The 15,978-nt window shown below is 50.0% G+C and carries 12 protein-coding genes; 3 read left to right on the forward strand and 9 right to left on the reverse strand.

What is annotated here, in order from left to right:
* Positions 1-362: 362 nt before the first annotated feature.
* Together CAG64_RS08455 and CAG64_RS08460 are read right to left on the reverse strand one after the other, a co-directional pair.
* Positions 363-1,196 carry an arginase gene (locus CAG64_RS08455; RefSeq protein WP_161451446.1) on the reverse strand — a complete coding sequence of 278 codons (834 nt, stop codon included), beginning with the start codon at positions 1,194-1,196 and terminating at the stop codon, positions 363-365.
* A 19-nt stretch (positions 1,197-1,215) separates the two neighbouring features.
* Positions 1,216-1,950 carry an IclR family transcriptional regulator gene (locus tag CAG64_RS08460; protein ID WP_021706744.1) on the reverse strand — a complete coding sequence of 245 codons (735 nt, stop codon included), beginning with the start codon at positions 1,948-1,950 and terminating at the stop codon, positions 1,216-1,218.
* A 291-nt stretch (positions 1,951-2,241) separates the two neighbouring features.
* Between CAG64_RS08460 and CAG64_RS08465 the strand changes: the two genes are divergently transcribed.
* Together CAG64_RS08465 and CAG64_RS08470 are read left to right on the forward strand one after the other, a co-directional pair.
* Positions 2,242-3,330: an efflux RND transporter periplasmic adaptor subunit gene (locus CAG64_RS08465; protein ID WP_161457343.1), complete on the forward strand. Its 1,089-nt coding sequence runs from the start codon at positions 2,242-2,244 to the stop codon at positions 3,328-3,330.
* A 29-nt stretch (positions 3,331-3,359) separates the two neighbouring features.
* The gene (locus CAG64_RS08470; RefSeq protein WP_021706742.1) at positions 3,360-4,031 is read left to right on the forward strand and encodes a TetR/AcrR family transcriptional regulator; all 672 of its coding nucleotides are present in this window, start codon (positions 3,360-3,362) and stop codon (positions 4,029-4,031) included.
* Positions 4,032-4,084: 53 nt separating this feature from the next.
* Here the strand turns inward: CAG64_RS08470 and CAG64_RS08475 are convergent, their stop codons facing one another.
* The 3 genes from CAG64_RS08475 to murQ all read right to left on the reverse strand — a co-directional run bounded on the left by CAG64_RS08475 (position 4,085) and on the right by murQ (position 7,702).
* Positions 4,085-5,143 carry a porin gene (locus tag CAG64_RS08475; protein WP_161453752.1) on the reverse strand — a complete coding sequence of 353 codons (1,059 nt, stop codon included), beginning with the start codon at positions 5,141-5,143 and terminating at the stop codon, positions 4,085-4,087.
* 170 nt (positions 5,144-5,313) lie between these two features.
* Positions 5,314-6,765, reverse strand: a complete 1,452-nt coding sequence (gene murP, locus CAG64_RS08480; protein WP_161457344.1) for a PTS N-acetylmuramic acid transporter subunit IIBC — start codon at positions 6,763-6,765, stop codon at positions 5,314-5,316.
* 31 nt (positions 6,766-6,796) lie between these two features.
* Positions 6,797-7,702 carry an N-acetylmuramic acid 6-phosphate etherase gene (gene murQ / locus CAG64_RS08485; protein WP_161453754.1) on the reverse strand — a complete coding sequence of 302 codons (906 nt, stop codon included), beginning with the start codon at positions 7,700-7,702 and terminating at the stop codon, positions 6,797-6,799.
* Positions 7,703-7,941: 239 nt separating this feature from the next.
* Between murQ and CAG64_RS08490 the strand changes: the two genes are divergently transcribed.
* Positions 7,942-8,793 (forward strand): SIS domain-containing protein, encoded by an 852-nt coding sequence (locus CAG64_RS08490; RefSeq protein WP_021706738.1) that lies wholly within the window; start codon positions 7,942-7,944, stop codon positions 8,791-8,793.
* Positions 8,794-8,830: 37 nt separating this feature from the next.
* Here CAG64_RS08490 and CAG64_RS08495 read toward each other — a convergent pair whose 3' ends face one another.
* The 4 genes from CAG64_RS08495 to CAG64_RS08510 form a co-directional block, all read right to left on the reverse strand.
* Complete coding sequence (locus tag CAG64_RS08495) at positions 8,831-10,510, reverse strand: DUF342 domain-containing protein (RefSeq protein WP_161457345.1); 1,680 nt, start codon at positions 10,508-10,510, stop codon at positions 8,831-8,833.
* Between the two features lie 336 nt (positions 10,511-10,846).
* The gene (locus tag CAG64_RS08500) at positions 10,847-12,850 is read right to left on the reverse strand and encodes a tRNA(Met) cytidine acetyltransferase TmcA (RefSeq protein WP_161457346.1); all 2,004 of its coding nucleotides are present in this window, start codon (positions 12,848-12,850) and stop codon (positions 10,847-10,849) included.
* Between the two features lie 92 nt (positions 12,851-12,942).
* Positions 12,943-13,914: a ParB/RepB/Spo0J family partition protein gene (locus tag CAG64_RS08505; RefSeq protein ID WP_161457347.1), complete on the reverse strand. Its 972-nt coding sequence runs from the start codon at positions 13,912-13,914 to the stop codon at positions 12,943-12,945.
* A 7-nt stretch (positions 13,915-13,921) separates the two neighbouring features.
* Positions 13,922-15,139 (reverse strand): AAA family ATPase, encoded by a 1,218-nt coding sequence (locus CAG64_RS08510; RefSeq protein WP_021706734.1) that lies wholly within the window; start codon positions 15,137-15,139, stop codon positions 13,922-13,924.
* Between the last annotated feature and the right edge of the window lie 839 nt (positions 15,140-15,978).

Below are 15,978 nucleotides of genomic sequence, written 5' to 3' on the forward strand. Positions count from 1 at the left end.
GGTGTATTAGTGTGATTTAGATCCTAGTGATCTTGAGGATTCACAGCTACATTGATTTGCGTACATGATCAACTCATCGTATTTGTGAGCTCAGTGAAGAGCGCCCACTATTTATCAGTGAGGGATAATTATGAAGAAAATGAGAAAAGCTCAATTACATCGAATTCGTATTCAATACTGGAAAGACACAAATAAAGACACGTCTGACAAAAAGTAATTGAGATATCCGCAGAGAAGCTGGCCTAAGTGCCAGCTTTAATATTTTATGGCCGTCACAAAATCCGTCGGTTATCCGATGGCGACACACATCCAGCCTAATGACGGAAGCATAAAAAACGCCCGTGATGGATGCTTGCTCGGTATTATGCCGCACAATGGGTAGTCGGCAACATCGTGCTGATCTCATCGAGGATCAGCTTGGTCTGCTTGGAAAAGATCTGTTTCTCTTTTTTGCCCGTCAAATGCACCAATCGCACTTTTCCCGACATCAGGCACTGCCGGATCATTCGCAAAACCATCTGTACTTCCAGGTGTTCATCACCATGTAAGCCAGAATCCGTCATCACCGATTCCAAATCCACATCGAGGATCAGATCGTCACAATGAGACAAATAAGTGGCCAGTTGGTTTTTGACTTGGAAACGGTGACGGAACTGACACTCTTCCAACGTCATCCAGTCGCACCCTTGATCTTCGGCGTATTCAAAAGTTTTACTCTTCACCCGACTTGGATCAATGCCAAGACAAAATAATCGGCAATCAGGGTAGCGAGACAACGCAAAATGAAATGCCGACCCACGACACGGTTCAAGTGTCTGTTTCAGTTCAAACCCACGATTGATGCTGACGATCCCCAGTTCACGATTGCTGAGCGACACTGCCGGCAAGCTGCGCAGCACAGTTTCATGCGTGTTGGTCAATATCACCGGAAGGACGCTCTGGCTCAGATATTGGCTTAAACGTGCATGAAACGGCTGCACACCGGTTTGTGGCAGAGAAAAGTGCCCACCACAGAGGTAAGGTGAGCGGGACGGATCCTGGTACAACCACTCAAACGCCAGCTCCAGCGACTGCTCAACCGTTTCAAATTCCACCTCTGTCATTGGCTTAATTTTTTCGCACACAGTGAGAAAAATACCACTTTGAGAGGCCAGCGGCATTACCACCGGTTTGTGTCGTTTGAATAGTCCTAGCATGTCGCTTACCTTTGTGCCGTTATCGTTCTGGTGGCAGGGCCCTTGATGCCTGCAACACGTGCAAAATGATCCGCTGTTTGTCCCTTTGTACACGGTGAGCAGGCGCCATCACCGACACCGCGCCAACCAGTTTGGAGCCCTTCATCACCGGAGCACTGATGCCCGAGACTCCAGGGTCAATTTCTGACGTACTGACCGCATACCCCTGTTTGCGAATCTGCTCCAGCTCACCCTGCCATTCGTGCAGTCGGTGCGCTTCGCCAAAATGGCGCAGGATTTTTTCGCATCTCGATGCAGGCATAAAAGCCAACATCACTTTGGATGATGCACCACGTAGCAGAGGTTGACTTTGACCCTGGACGTAGCTGCAACGCAGTGCCTGCATACTTTCTTTGCGGCTGACACACAATGCGCGGTAACCCACTGGCACCATGTACGCCGCCATTTCTCCCGTCTGCTTTTGCAGACGGCAAAGCACCGCTTCGACCGCATCGAGGTTATGAGGGCTGGTCTCATAGCTTCGCATTAAAAGCAGTGCTGCCGGACCGATGATCAAGGTTTTGTCGTGCGGACTTTCCTCAATCAAACTCCATTCTTTCAGCAACTTCAGATGTCGGTACAGGCTGCTAAGAGGTACATTCAACTGCTCGCTTAAGGTTTTGGCCTGAACTGGCTCATCGTTCACAGCCACCTGCATCAGCAATTGCAGTAATTTCTCATTAACCTGGCCTGCATTCTGTCTTGGTTGTTTCATACCTGTGTTGTAGCTCCGTCGATCTCATGTTTCAAATGATATTCTCAAACGACAAGAAAGGAACGTTTTCTTATATTATACTTTCCCATTAAATGAGAATAAAAACAAAATTAACACAGCGGGAGGTATTGGGGAGATTGTGAGCGAAATGGTGGGATTAAAAGCACTTCATACGCAATATAAAACTTTACTTGCCAGTAAAGTTAAAATACCCTGCAAATTCCATAATAAAAACTATTAATTCATTCACCCATTCATAAAAATTAACTATAAAAAATACAAGGCAAAATAATGAAAAAACTTAGCCTTGCCCTAGGGCTAGTGTCGACTTCAGTGGCTTTATTCAATTGCGACATGCTCGCAGCAAAAACTAAACCGGTACCGACAGCATTTTCGGTCCAGCTACCGATGGTGCGTCAGGCCACGGTGCTGTTTCCGTTTAGCGGCGAATACCGGGCTTCCGAATTCACTCAGATTGTGGCTGAAACCGACGGTAAAATCGTCGAAGTCTACTTCAAAGATGGTCAGCACGTAAAAAAAGGTGACCCGCTATACCGCCTCGATGAGGATTATGCCCGTCTGACGTTGGCCACAGCAGAAAATGAATATCGTCTGGCGATGCAGAACCTGCTTGAAATCACCCGTCAGTACGGCTCAAAAGAAGCACGCGCCTTGTTGGCCGAACAGAGTGTCGAACGTGCCAGAACCCGACTACTCAAAGCCAAGAGTGCCATGGCTAAACAAACCATTTATTCACCGTTTTCCGGCAAAATCGGTAAGAACACCCAAAGCGCAGGCACGTATGTGACGCCGGGCACGGTGCTGACCGATCTGGTCGCCACCGACAAAGTAGAGTTGCACTTCTCCGCGCCTGCCGCCCAGATGGATGCATTCAGTGAACTGGTTAATGATCAGGATCCCGAAAACTCTCCGGTGGTGTCGGTTTCGCACGGAAACACCACCACCTATACCGATGGGACACTGCATTATGTTGGTTCGGTCATAGACCAAAATACCGGAAATGTTGATGCTTATGCGCTGTTTGACAACAGCAACAGTAAGATCATTGTGGGCACCAAAACTCGTCTCTATCTCAACGCACCTCAGAAACAGAAAGTGATGCTGGTCCCGCAGAGTGCGGTGCAGCAGATTGATGGCCAGTCTTACGTCTACGTACTGAACGAGCAACGTGTGGTGCTCGAGCAACCAATTGAACCGATTTACACCAAAGAATCCTTCACTGGTTACGTGGCGCTCAGCGGCGGTTTATCGGCAAAAAGTTTTATCGTCAACGACGACGAAGCTCCTCACCTGGTTGGCAACCGCATCGAACCGTCAATCAACGTGATTGAACAGTTAAACGAAGTCTTGTACCGCTAATCCGCAATCTGAATCGGTGTAACTGCTCAATGGACACAACGAATGACAACCACATCAATCAAGAAAAATTGAACGAAAATCAGATGGACAAACGAACCCGACGCGGCGAAAAAACCAAGGCCAACATCATAGCTGCTGCGATTGAATGTTATAAACAACAGGGCGTTCAGGGGGCCTCATTGTGCAGTATTGCCAAGCAAGCCAATACCACGAAACCAACGGTGTATGCGCACTTCGGCTCAAAAGAAAACCTCTATCGTTCCGTAGTGCATCACGTTTTGCATGAGAAAAGTGATGAGCCACTCCCTGCCTTTAATCCTCAGCGAGAGATCCGCGCTCAGTTGATTGAGCTGTTTGATTTCCAGTTGGAGCGGGTACTTAGCTGTGAAAAACGCCGCTTACTGGTGGCCATCACCATTGAATCTATGTGTCAGGGCACCTGCCATCTCAATGATGTCGGCGAGATCAAAGTGTGTCCACTCGAAAACTGGCTGTCGGAGGCCATGGATTACGGTGCGCTGACCCGTCAGGATCCGCATGAACTGGCAATCAACCTCTGGGCGCTGGTCAAAGGGCGGACTTTTTTTCCGATCTTTCTTGGCATGGCGTCAAACGAACAGGAAGACCGTCGAAAAAGCCTTGAGTCGGCGATCGATTTCTTTTTGCTCAACAACGGCAACGCTGCTCACACACTGCAATAAAAAACCGCAGGAGGGACAAACTCCTGCGGCCAATTTAGGACAGTGATGCGCGCTTACAGCTCGTAACGCAACCCAAGATGGTAGTAGCTTTCGTCGGCGTGCGCCCCACCGAACGACACTTCCTGACCGTTGTAATCGCCGCGTTGGCCATTACGATCCACGTAACTGGTATAGATTGACGACCGCGCAGTGAGCTTAAACTGAACTTCCAGTGTAGTATCTTTCAGTTGCAGTTCGTCACCACCTTTGTTATCCAGATAACGATAGCCCGCGCGCAGTGCCCACTTATCATTTACATTGTAAACTGCGGTAAGTTCCGTCACTTCATCGGTACTGGTCTGCGCGTAATAGCCGTCCAGCTTATCTTCCGAATACAATGCTCCGACCATCCAATCGCCCAGATAATAACGCGTACCGACACCCCAGAAGGTGTAATCGGTATCATTGCTTTCACGATGATCACCTTTGCTTTTTTGTATGGCTACCACCGGAGCTAACCGACCGAACTCCCCCATATCAAACGTATAGCGCAGGGCTGCGTTGTAGCCGTAATCTAACTCAGAGGTGCTGTTACCTAAAATATAAGCGGCAGACGCATCCAGGTTGCCAAAACTGTTCTGGTATTGCACGGTGCCATCTTGACGAAACACCTGAGTCGCGGTTTTATCGACTTTTGCCGCCTGACGGGCCATGGACACATCAGAAGATGCGAATACGTCACCGATGTCGGTAAACATGATCAATCCGGAGGCCACACGCCCGCCAGTGACCCGTCCGTACTCGTGACCATCAATCCCAGCCCACACATAACGAGCCGTCAAGGATGGCTTATCATTGACCTGATTGGCGTATTCCGCCGCTCCTACCTGATATTGCGCCTGGCCAATAACGGAGGCGTGCGCGTTAATGGTTTGTGAGCCGTTCAGGCCGATACGGCCGTCAAATTCGCCATTGGTATCACCGTACTGATCGTTTTTGTCGGTCAAATTGAAACCAAGACGGGAATAGAGATTCAGAGCCGAACCATCTTCCGCCTGATAGAGTTGCACCGCTGAGGCACTATGCGCTACAAACGCGGCAGGGAGGAGAAGAGCGAGTAAATGTTTTTTCATGGGAATCACCTTTCAATGCACAATTTATGGTTGTTTTGGCTGTGTTTGAGACGCACTGATCCCCTCCTGTTGTCACAGGAGTAATCAACACAGCTGGAATGTAGGGATAAGGCGCGCCTTTGTGACTAACAAAGGCGCTTGCCGCCCCGTTTCTATAGGGGAAAAACGGGCTAGCTTAAATCGATGTCTTTACAACCGAACAGGTAGGTGGCCAGAAAACCCACCAGGTAAGAAATAAGCAGACCTGCAACGAACACCAGCATGGCCGGGAAAATACCACTGTCTGAGGTCATCAACGGAATCGCCACGATACCAGATGGGCCAAACACCGTGTTGAGGCCAACCGGCATGCCCAGATAGGCAATCAGCCCCACAAAAAAACCTCCTGCCGCGCCGCCGATACAAGCGGTCACGAACGGTTTAACCCGGGGTAGCGTCACACCGTAAATCAGTGGCTCACCGATCCCGAGTAAACCGGGAATGATGGCGCCTTTCACCTGAGAGCGCAGCATAGAGTCTTGTTTGGCTTTGAAATACAGCGCCATGGAGGCCCCAACCTGACCACCACCTGCCATTGCCAATATCGGGTACAGCGAGTTGAAGCCCTGCGCGTCCATCAGAGCAAAATAGACTGGCACAAACCCCTGATGGATCCCAAACACCACCGAAATCAGAAATAAGCCGGCAAGCAAAGCTGCGCCGATCGGGTTGTCATTCAAATTGAGAAACAACCATGACATCCCTTTAAATAACTTGCCCCCGATTGGCATGATCACCAGATAAGTGACCGCCCCCATGATCAGTAACGTGATCACTGATGTCAGAATCATATCCAGATCGTCCGGCATAAACTGACGCACTTTACGCTCGACCTGAGCACCGAGAATACACGCCAGTAAGACACCAATGATGTTGCCACGGGGATCGATAGCAAAACCGAAAAATTCATGCATTCCGGAATAGATACCACTGGTCGCTTGCGGGTCATACCCCAAAACAAACAGCGACGCCAGAATCGCACCGTTGACACCGGAACCACCAAACGCTTGCTGTGCGTTGTAGCCAATCAGAATCGAGAGAAACGCAAACAGGCCTTTGCCAAACACTTTCATATACGCCACCAGATCGAGCATAAACTGACTCGGGGTCTGATTGATCACGTATATTTGTTCAAGCAGCGTCGCAAAGCCAAGCAATAGACCTGCAGCGATAAAACCGGGGATCAATGGCGTAAAAATGGTGGCGAACTTGCTTAGAAAGCGTTGCACCGCACTGGTTTGCTTGCTCTTCATCTGCTTTTTCTGCTCAGCAGCCAGCGAAGTGAGATCCGGCTGATAAGCCGGGTTCACTGCCCCACTTTCACTCAGACGCTCAATCAGTTCACTCATCATTTCAGCCGCTTGCTGGGCTTTACCCGGCCCGAGAATGATCTGAAACTGCTGATCGCTTTCGACCACCCCCATCACACCTGGGATCTGCTTGAGTGTTGCTTGATCAGCCAGGTTGTTGTTTGCCAGCGACAGACGCAAACGCGTCATGCAATTGCCACATTTGGCGACGTTGCTGCTCCCCCCTACCGCGTCCAGCAGTTGAGAGATCATATTGGAAGTAATTTTTGCCATAGTGAATCCTTCAGAGCGTTAATACTGTGGGTTATTGAGGGTTGTTGAGTGCGGGACGAATGAATCCGTTATGGGCGCTCAGGCGCAAACGAGCCTGCTCCGCATCCACATCGGCCAGCAGCATCACGATGGCGGTCTTGCAGTGACGCCCACACTCATTGAGCGCCGCTTCCGCCGTATCGGCATCCACACCAGTGGCTTCGGCAACGATATTGATCTGACGCTGGACCAGCTTAGCGTTGGTCGCTTCCACATCCACCATCAGATTGCCAAACACTTTGCCACAGCGAATCATGGCACCAGTAGTGAGCATATTCAGGACCAGCTTTTGCGCCGTTCCAGCTTTCATGCGAGACGAGCCAGTCACCACTTCTGCGCCAACCACCGGGGTGATCGCGATATCAGCCAGCGATGCCATCGTACAACCCGGGTTGCACGCCACCGAGACGGTTACCGCCCCCACCGAGCGTGCATACTCCAGCCCGCCCAGAACATAGGGTGTGCGCCCACTGGCTGCGATACCAACCACCACATCCTTTTCACTGAGGTTTAACTGCTCTAGATCCTGTTGACCCAACCGTCGATCATCTTCGGCATTCTCGACCGCCTTCAGAATCGCCAGCTGTCCCCCTGCGATCAGGCCTACGACAAGCCCCGGATCGCTACCGTAAGTGGGAGGGCACTCACTGGCATCCAGAATACCCAAACGCCCGGACGTGCCCGCCCCCATATAGATAAGCCGCCCACCAGAGCTAAAGGCGTGTGTCACTGCGTCCACCGCCAGTGTGATGTTTTGCAGTTCCGCTCTCACTGCCAGCGCCACTTTCTGGTCTTCAGCATTGATCACGCTGAGCATCTCAAATGTCGTCAGCGTATCAATTTTCGCGCTGGCATTATTTCGGCTTTCGGTGACCAAACCGGTCAAATCTATCTTCATCTTGCACTCTCACTACCTAACGAATGAGCGCGATTCTATGGAATAAAATATTCACATTTAGTGATAGTACTCACAGTTAAAGTTATTCTTTAACCGGTACGATGACGGAATAATTGGCGCTTCAGATGACGAAGAGAGACAATAGGCATAGGTTCATAAGCAATGAATCAATCAGTTAGTTCGAGTCGTCGTTATTACATTCATGGAATAAATTATTTTGATTTTTTGAGGAGAAATCGGTGTCTGTACTTAATATTCTGGTGGCACGGCGCACGCATCTGTCTGACAGCAGCAGGAAAGTGGCCGACTGGATCATCGCCCACCCCGCCCAAGCGGTGCTGTTAACCAGTCAGGCACTCGCCGCTCAGGCAGAGGTCAGTCAGTCCAGCATCGTCAAATTCACCCAGAAGCTTGGGTTTAGAGGTTACAGTGATTTTAAGCTGGCATTAACTGAAGACCTGGCGCGTAAACAAGCACTACAGACAACCCCTTTGCACAGCAACATTCTGCTTGATGACCCTCTGGCCGTTATCGCTCAGAAACTGGTGCAGGCCAAAACCGATGCCATGTTTCAAACCACCAATGCCTTGTCGCTTGAGGCGTGTTATGAAGCGGTAAGCTGGATTGACCAGGCCAGCCGGGTTCAGGTATTGGGAATTGGCGGCTCTGCCCTGACGGCAAAGGATTTGTCGTACAAACTGCTTAAACTCGGAATTACCGCTCTGAGTGAGCAAGACAGTCACGTACAAATTGCCACCGCCAGGACGTTGACCGAACAGGATGTTCAGATCGTGATTTCTTTTTCTGGTGACCGTAAAGAAATGCTGGTGGCGGCCGACGCGGCCAAGCAAAAAGGGGCCCGAGTGATCGCGCTGACGTCAACACGCAAAAACAAACTCAGAGCCATGGCTGATTTGGTCTTTGATACGGTTGCCGACGAATCACAACACCGCAGTTCGTCAATAGCATCACGAACGGCGCAAAACGTGATCACCGACCTGCTGTTTATCACACTGGTGCAACAACGAGACGAGTCGGCGCGAAAACTGATCGACGACATTTCATCGGACATTCGCCTGATCCTCAAATAGCACGGCCAACATAAAGCGGAGCCGAAGCTCCGCATGTTCAGATGCCCTCTTCTATTGCGTCCTCATCAAACAACGAAGAGCATTTGATCTCATATTGATTAAACGAGAAACGACTCGCGCCGTGCGTACGCTTAGTAATGACCTTTTCTTCCCCGTACTGCACCGTGACATGGGTGTAGACCTTACTTTTTACTTCAATGAAATTTTCTTCCAACGCACGATTAAACTCATCTTCCAGCACATCGATCGCCGTTTTGGTTTTTTCCAACTTTGCATTGGCCGCTTCTTTCATCTGCTCCATCTGCTGGATCTCTTCGTCACTGCGCTCGGCTTTTGGCCGCTTTTTCAGCTCCAGTTCCTTTCGCACCAAGGTCATGGTTTCTTCCTGAACCTGACGGTACATTTCGCGGTAACGAGCGATCTTGTCTTTGTAGGCATTAAAACGGGCAAACGCTTCGACATAAGTTGCGGTATCCCCCTCTACACCAAGGTTGATACAACTGATTTTCCCCCCGACCTGGCTGGTGCCGCCACTGAGCGTGCCTTGTTTCCCAGTTTTGTCTGATACCGTTAGATTGCCACCGCAGCGCAGATGATTGCTCAAACTGTGCACCACCAGTTCAATATCCTCCGCCGCCTGCAATTCGGCATACTGCGCATAGTTGGCTTTAATATTGGCACCGGATTTAACGACACAACTTTTGCGTTCGCCATCGGTGTCGGTATGGCCGATGATCCCCTTGGCGACAATAATGTCGCCTTTCGCCTGGACATCGGCCGATTCAATAAATCCGCCCACCGTAACGCTGCCAGTTGCCCGGACAACCATATCGGACTCAATGTCACCGTTAACAATCACATTGCCCTTAAACTTCACGTGACCGGTCGCGACGCCAATATTGGCCAGACACAAAGCATTTTCCACTTCGACGGTTTTATTACGAATAATCGGCATCCCGGAAACACTGGCCAACAGCAGATTGGGATCCGTAGGCGAAATATGTGAGCCTTTCGATGCCGACAGCGCCTGATCTTTCCCCGGCTTGGGTGGAATCAACTTGCCCTGAACCGTGACGCCCGGCTCACCTTTGGTCGCCGGTTTACGTCGCATCAGCGGCTGATTCTCATCAACGGTGATGGTTTCCCCCAGATTGAGCATGTCGATTTTATCATTCTGCTCATCCTGCTTGGGCGCCAAGACTTGTTTACTGACGTCTTCCACCAATGGCACAAACTGCACATCTTTGCCTTGTATTGGCGGCTTTCCTTGTGCCACCGCCTGAGAAAAGTCCTCACCCGGCTTAAGTGTCGCACTGACCATCAACACTTTTTTCAGCGCCAGCTTATTGATACCTTTCGTCACATGCGCCTGAGCCAAAGCCTGAACCAAGCCGACGCCATTCAATGGCTTACCACCGTACGCTCCCGTGACGACCATGGTCGCAATCATGTCGTTATCGGATAGCACCACCTGAACGCTGGCATCACGAACCCCACCGATGACCAATCCGGAATACGCCTCACCTTTCATCTCGCGCGAATAATTGATGAAGCGGTTAATTTCTTCTTCCAACAGAAAGTAACCCTCGGCACCAACTCGCTTCAGTTCTTCGTCCAAACCTGAACGGTCAAAACTGCGATCGATTTGGATGTCGGGCGGAAGTTTTGCAATCACTTGCGTTTTGTCTTCAGACAATTGAAGAAAGGAATTCCACATACCACAACCTATGAACAACCTGGTGAGCATTACCACCCACATCGAGGTTCGACAAATAATCCTTTATTGGCTCGTTTACAGTGTAAATCGACCTTACGTATCAGGCACTGATGTGCGTTCACTCTCAGTGTGACAGACACGCAAGAAGGTACGATTACAATTTAGTGTAGAACGAAACGCTCAGTATCAAAACTGAGAAGGCTACTTTAGTATGAGATTGACGAGCCAGATCACTAGTTTTATCAAATAGATTGGCCCAAACGGACACCAAGATGAATCGGAGGACAGACGCTCTGCCAATTTACAGTGTAAACGGCAGAGCCATTCAAGACAGGTTTACAGTGTAAATTGACGTAAATCGTGTCGCAGCTGCGCTTCAACCTGTTTACGCCCTGCCATCGAAAACTCAATGGCACAAGCCTGCCAGCTCCATTGCTGCACTATTTTTCGCACCATCAAATCTGACACGTTCTCCAACCGCGCAGGCGTTGCTGTGAGTATGCAGTCGCGGATCATCGGGGCAACACTGTCGAAGCTGCTTCCACCTTCAAGGTAAAACTCGATTAATGGGCTCAGCCCTTGTGACATCACGGAACGGTGAGAAAGCGGCAATAAACTACGCACATTGTCAGGTTCAATATCCTTGAGGCTGTCGCTCAGTTGGTAAACCAGATTGTGTTCAAACCGCGGACGCGCTTTGATGATCCACTCGGATTGGCCCTTGACCATCAGCAAAGAGTGACAACCACTCGCCTGATCGCGTTGGCTGCCTAACTTAAGCGGTACAAAGTCATTGCTTTGCCAAAACTGAATCAGATCGCTGGTGGCACCGAAACTGGTCGACAAATACGAAATGTCGAGCAAGGCATCCAACTGCCTGAGCATCGCCGTTCCCCATCCCTGACGTTGACCGTCTGGGTGGACTGCAATGCGCATGATACGCACGCTGCGCTCGGTTGCGGCCTCCGCACAGCCCAGTTGATTGGCCAAAGTGACCGGCGTCAGATGCCCTTTCGGGCGGCGCGTGCCACGCTGAATGTGCCCGATTAACTCCTCATCCAACCCGCCCTCTTCCACCACTAAAAGGCAACCAAGGCAGACATCGCCATCCAACAACGCAAACAAACGCGTCGCGGAATCTGACAGCAGATGAAACAAGTCATTCGGGGATGTTTGGTAATGGGCGTTGACCAGCAAAGCAAAACACTGACGGACCAATCCAGGTGTCGCCAGCAAATGCGCTTTACTCAATTCGATGAGTGGTGGAAGCAACGTAATGGGAGTTTGAAGCGGTGTCAGCTCACAATCAAGCAAGAAAGTTTGATACAGCCACAATTCCAACGGATCGTCCTGTCCCCAGCGGATAGGCTGATCCAGTTGAATAAAGCGCGCTCCCGGCCGCTCGGTACGTAGCCAATGCTGAAATTTGAGTGTGAAGCCACGCCCACACCCTTCGTACCCATGAATAGTGGTCGAAAATGCCAGCCGATGGTATTGCTGTACCATTCGCTTTAGCATCGGGAGCGGAATTGCTGATGCTTCATCAACCAACAACAAATCACACTCGATCGGCTGGCGTAACAACTCGTCCGGCGCCACAAACGTGAGTGTTGCCCCCTGATACGTCAATGCCGTTTTAGATTTCTGCACATCAGGCAACTGGCGTGCAGCATGGTCAAACACTGGAGAGACGTTGGCCAAACGAGGGGCCGTAACCACGATGTGCCGTGGCCGGGCTTGCATTAGCTGTGCTGCTGCTAAACCAAGAGCACTGCTTTTACCCCGCCCGCGATCGGCGGTAAGCACCAAAGGCCGCTTGCGGTGCCCCTCGACGACCTTGATAATGCTTCCGATCGCATCTTGTTGCTGCGCGTAGCGCGCCTCCCCTTCATGAGTGGACGGAAATTCGGGTAACGCGGGCAGTGCCTGTCCCTGAATTAACCAGGTCAGACGTCGTAACCCAAGCTCGAGCCAGCGCGCACCGTCATCTTGCTCACCGTTCGATTCTGGCAGCACAATCAACACGCCGCCGCCCTTCAGCGCTCCCAATGCCGCACTAAAGCTGTTGGCATCAAAGCCACTCGACATATCACAGATCAGTAGCTCACACTCCTGACCCAGTAGTTGCTGTCCTTGTTTGAACGTGACATGTTGGTTTGGAGCGCCGTGCGTTTGGTGGCCACCGAGCTGAAAAACTTGTGAAGGAGCCAGCGCGGTCAGAGCGGCAGTCACACACTGTTGCTGCCATAGGGTATCGCCTGCCGCCACAATGCCGCAGCGAAACAGACCCGGATGAAGACGATGAGCAAGTTGAGTGAAGAATTGCGTTGTGGAGAACATACTGTAAGTCGCAGCTACGGATTCGTTGGCGTCATAGTAGCATAAGGCACAAAAAAAGCCGCACTGAGCGGCTTTTAGCAAAATGGATTGGATTAGCTGAGCTTACCCGCAACAAAATCGAGAATGTCTTGCATGGTTTTATCGTCGACTTTTTTCAGGTTGAGTGACAGATTCGCCCCCTTACGGCTGTAACTGGCACGCCCTTTTACCAGCTCCACTTTCGGACTGACCGTACGCTTGGCCGGTGCCAGAGACGCGATCCACTCTTCAATGGTTTCGGTCACTTCTTTGGTCAGACGTGCCACGCCTTGCGCCTGGCTGCGTTGCCAAACGAATCCCTCTTTTGACTGGCATTTATCCAACAGTTTTTGCTGGTTGTCACTGCTGAGTTCATTGAACTGTTTGTGCAGCTTCACAATGGTGGGGCGCCCCAGCTCTGCCACGCTCGGGTAAGCCTGCAGGAGTTCAAGCGGCAAAGACGCCGCTTTAAGCGCGCCGCTCACCAGCGCTTCACTGCACTGAAACATCTTCGCTAATGCTTTCTGATCTTCTGCTTCACCACTATCGAGCTTGAGCTGCATCTCTTTGCCCTTCTCGTACAAAGACAGTGGTTTGTGCGCGTTGGCGACATCAGACAAAAACTTGGCGTGCTCAGTATTGATGCCTTCCGCTACATAAATCAGGAACTCCTGTCCCGACAAAATACACGATTTGCGGCGGCGGCTACCATCCAACACTTCAATTTTGCCATCTTGAGTACGACGTCCGACGGCCGGATATTGCTGGCCTCGTTCACGCAGTGTGCTCAGGACATCCGATAGCGCATGCTCATTGAGGAATGCCTGTTCGCGGGCATTCTCCGCGAATACAGCGGTCTGTTGCTCAACTTCAGAGGCCGGAATACGCACCAGCTCAAACGCCACCATCTCTTCACCGGCCACCGCCAGTTCAATCACCTGCGCCTGTTCTTTGGCCGCAGTCTGCGCCTCCTGAGGCGTAGTTGCACGACGCTTGTTCGCTTTGCCAAACAGCTTTGCGTTCAGATCAGATGTTTTAATCGCCATAGTCTACTTACCCCTGATTTAATGATGGCCAATGACTGTGAAGTACACGTTCCAGCTCCAGAGAGCTTTTCTGTACCGCATCCTGCGCGGTCGCCAGCGTCTTTTTACCACCTTCGAAATCACCTGTGGTCAGATCAAACACCGTGCTGTAGGTATCGGCGCAGGTTTCGAATGCCCGGCTCCGCGGGATGGTCGCCATCATCACCTGATCGCCCAGCAGATAGTTCATTTCGGTCAAAACTGATACCTGTTTTTTGTTGTCGTCTTCAAACATCGTCGGCATCAAACGAACAAACTCCAGCCCTTTCCAATCTTCGGGGAACATCTCGTACACCGTTGGCAGGTGCTGGAAGAAGTTGACGGTCGACGCCCAGTCAAGGCGTTTTGCCGCGCAGGGAATCAACAATGCGTTCGACGCATACATCGCATTCCACACCAGCGGATCCACGTGTGGGCCGGTATCGATCATGATGACATCAAAATCGTCAGCAATTTTATCAATCAGAGTTTCTTTCAGCAGCTTAACGATGTCTAACGATTGATTTGTCGACAGGTATTGCCATGCCTCGGCGTTAAACATGGCATCTTCCGGGAACGCAGACACGGTTTTCAGATTCGGGTACTGTGTCGGCATCAACACATTTTTATTCAGAAACTCGTTGTCGATTTCGACCCCATCCGGCACGTTACCGAGCATGACATCAACCGCGGAGTAAATGCTATCATGATCAGAAATACTGATCTGCGGGTTGAGGAACAAACGCAGTGACCCTTGTGGATCAAGGTCAATCAAGCAAATGCGGTAACGTTTATCAAGATTCAGTGCCAGACAAGCCGCCAAATGCACTGCCGACATGGACTTCCCAGTGCCCCCTTTCTGGTTCTGCACATTAATAATCCACGGTTTATTACTTTGATTTTTCTTACGTTCATGGAATTTGGGTACACCAGCAGCATCCATTAACATGTGAGCTTCTGCCAGTGAAATCGAATAGTGGTTGGCATTATTCTTAGTAAACTGATGTCCGGCCTCTTCCATCTTACTGATCGCATCGTCCAGTTTACGTCGAGTCAAACCTGAGCGAGTTTCCATCAATGCTTTTGACATTGGTGGGAAATGCTCATCGCGACGTTCTTCTAATACAATCTCGATACGGTCCGCCTGGACCTGAGCCGTCTGTTCAGCAAGCTGATTCAGATTCTCGATCGTTTGTTCTCTTCTCATGACCAAATTCCGTTGTTAGTGACTAAGTTCGATTGTACAGCAAAATAACACTAACACAATAAAAAGGTGAACATACACTTATACATACAAAGCACATTAAATCGAAAATTTGTTAGCGAATTAATGGATCATGTGGCAAATACTCTCAAAAATGCGACGATTTTTTCTTGTGGTTTCCTTCGCAAATGGTCACACATTAAAAATGTTACAATGTCACCTATTTACAATGTAAAGCTAATACATCAATTTTCTCTTCGGAACGATTATTATGCCTTGCAATTTTACGGGCAGTGTCATTTTGATTTCTCAATCTAGAGAATGTCTTATACTTCTTGCGATTCAAACCCGAATTGTCATTGAAGCGTGAATTGATAAACATAGGTGAACCAATCTGGAAGCATGATCAAGTAATCTCTGATGATCATGCTTTCGGCGTTATATGGGGCAGAAGGAAACATGATCAAGCATCCACACCGCGATCATCATGCCTCACCGCCATGAAGATCCAATGATCGTTTTCAGGATCAATGATCAAGAGAGAGGTCTGTTCGGAAGCATGGTTTTTTAAAGCTAGATTACGGAACAATGCAGATAGACACGGGGCTGAAGAGAAATTCAATGCGAAATATGCTGTTAATCAAAATACATTCGGTCAACTGACTTTCATCGCAATGCCACTTGATCATGCTTTCGTGACTAACCCTCAAGTGCTTGTCCACACAGCTTCTAACGAACTTTGTCGGTTCAATTGTCCGGCTGGATAAATTCGTTGTTTTTTTCATCAATATTGCATCTTCCTTGATCATCGTTTCAGCGCGATACGCTTGAGTTAAACCAGA

The sequence above is a fragment of the Vibrio sp. V38_P2S17PM301 genome (assembly GCF_009904845.1).
Taxonomy (GTDB): domain Bacteria; phylum Pseudomonadota; class Gammaproteobacteria; order Enterobacterales; family Vibrionaceae; genus Vibrio; species Vibrio proteolyticus.

Bases quoted from the DNA above. Each gene is read 5' to 3' on its own strand.
- CAG64_RS08455 (WP_161451446.1), bottom strand. From the start codon at position 1,196: ATGCTAGGACTATTCAAACGACACAAACCGGTGGTAATGCCGCTGGCC.
- CAG64_RS08460 (WP_021706744.1), bottom strand. From the start codon at position 1,950: ATGAAACAACCAAGACAGAATGCAGGCCAGGTTAATGAGAAATTACTG.
- CAG64_RS08465 (WP_161457343.1), top strand. From the start codon at position 2,242: ATGAAAAAACTTAGCCTTGCCCTAGGGCTAGTGTCGACTTCAGTGGCT.
- CAG64_RS08470 (WP_021706742.1), top strand. From the start codon at position 3,360: ATGGACACAACGAATGACAACCACATCAATCAAGAAAAATTGAACGAA.
- CAG64_RS08475 (WP_161453752.1), bottom strand. From the start codon at position 5,143: ATGAAAAAACATTTACTCGCTCTTCTCCTCCCTGCCGCGTTTGTAGCG.
- murP (WP_161457344.1), bottom strand. From the start codon at position 6,765: ATGGCAAAAATTACTTCCAATATGATCTCTCAACTGCTGGACGCGGTA.
- murQ (WP_161453754.1), bottom strand. From the start codon at position 7,702: ATGAAGATAGATTTGACCGGTTTGGTCACCGAAAGCCGAAATAATGCC.
- CAG64_RS08495 (WP_161457345.1), bottom strand. From the start codon at position 10,510: ATGTGGAATTCCTTTCTTCAATTGTCTGAAGACAAAACGCAAGTGATT.
- CAG64_RS08500 (WP_161457346.1), bottom strand. From the start codon at position 12,850: ATGTTCTCCACAACGCAATTCTTCACTCAACTTGCTCATCGTCTTCAT.
- CAG64_RS08505 (WP_161457347.1), bottom strand. From the start codon at position 13,914: ATGGCGATTAAAACATCTGATCTGAACGCAAAGCTGTTTGGCAAAGCG.
- CAG64_RS08510 (WP_021706734.1), bottom strand. From the start codon at position 15,139: ATGAGAAGAGAACAAACGATCGAGAATCTGAATCAGCTTGCTGAACAG.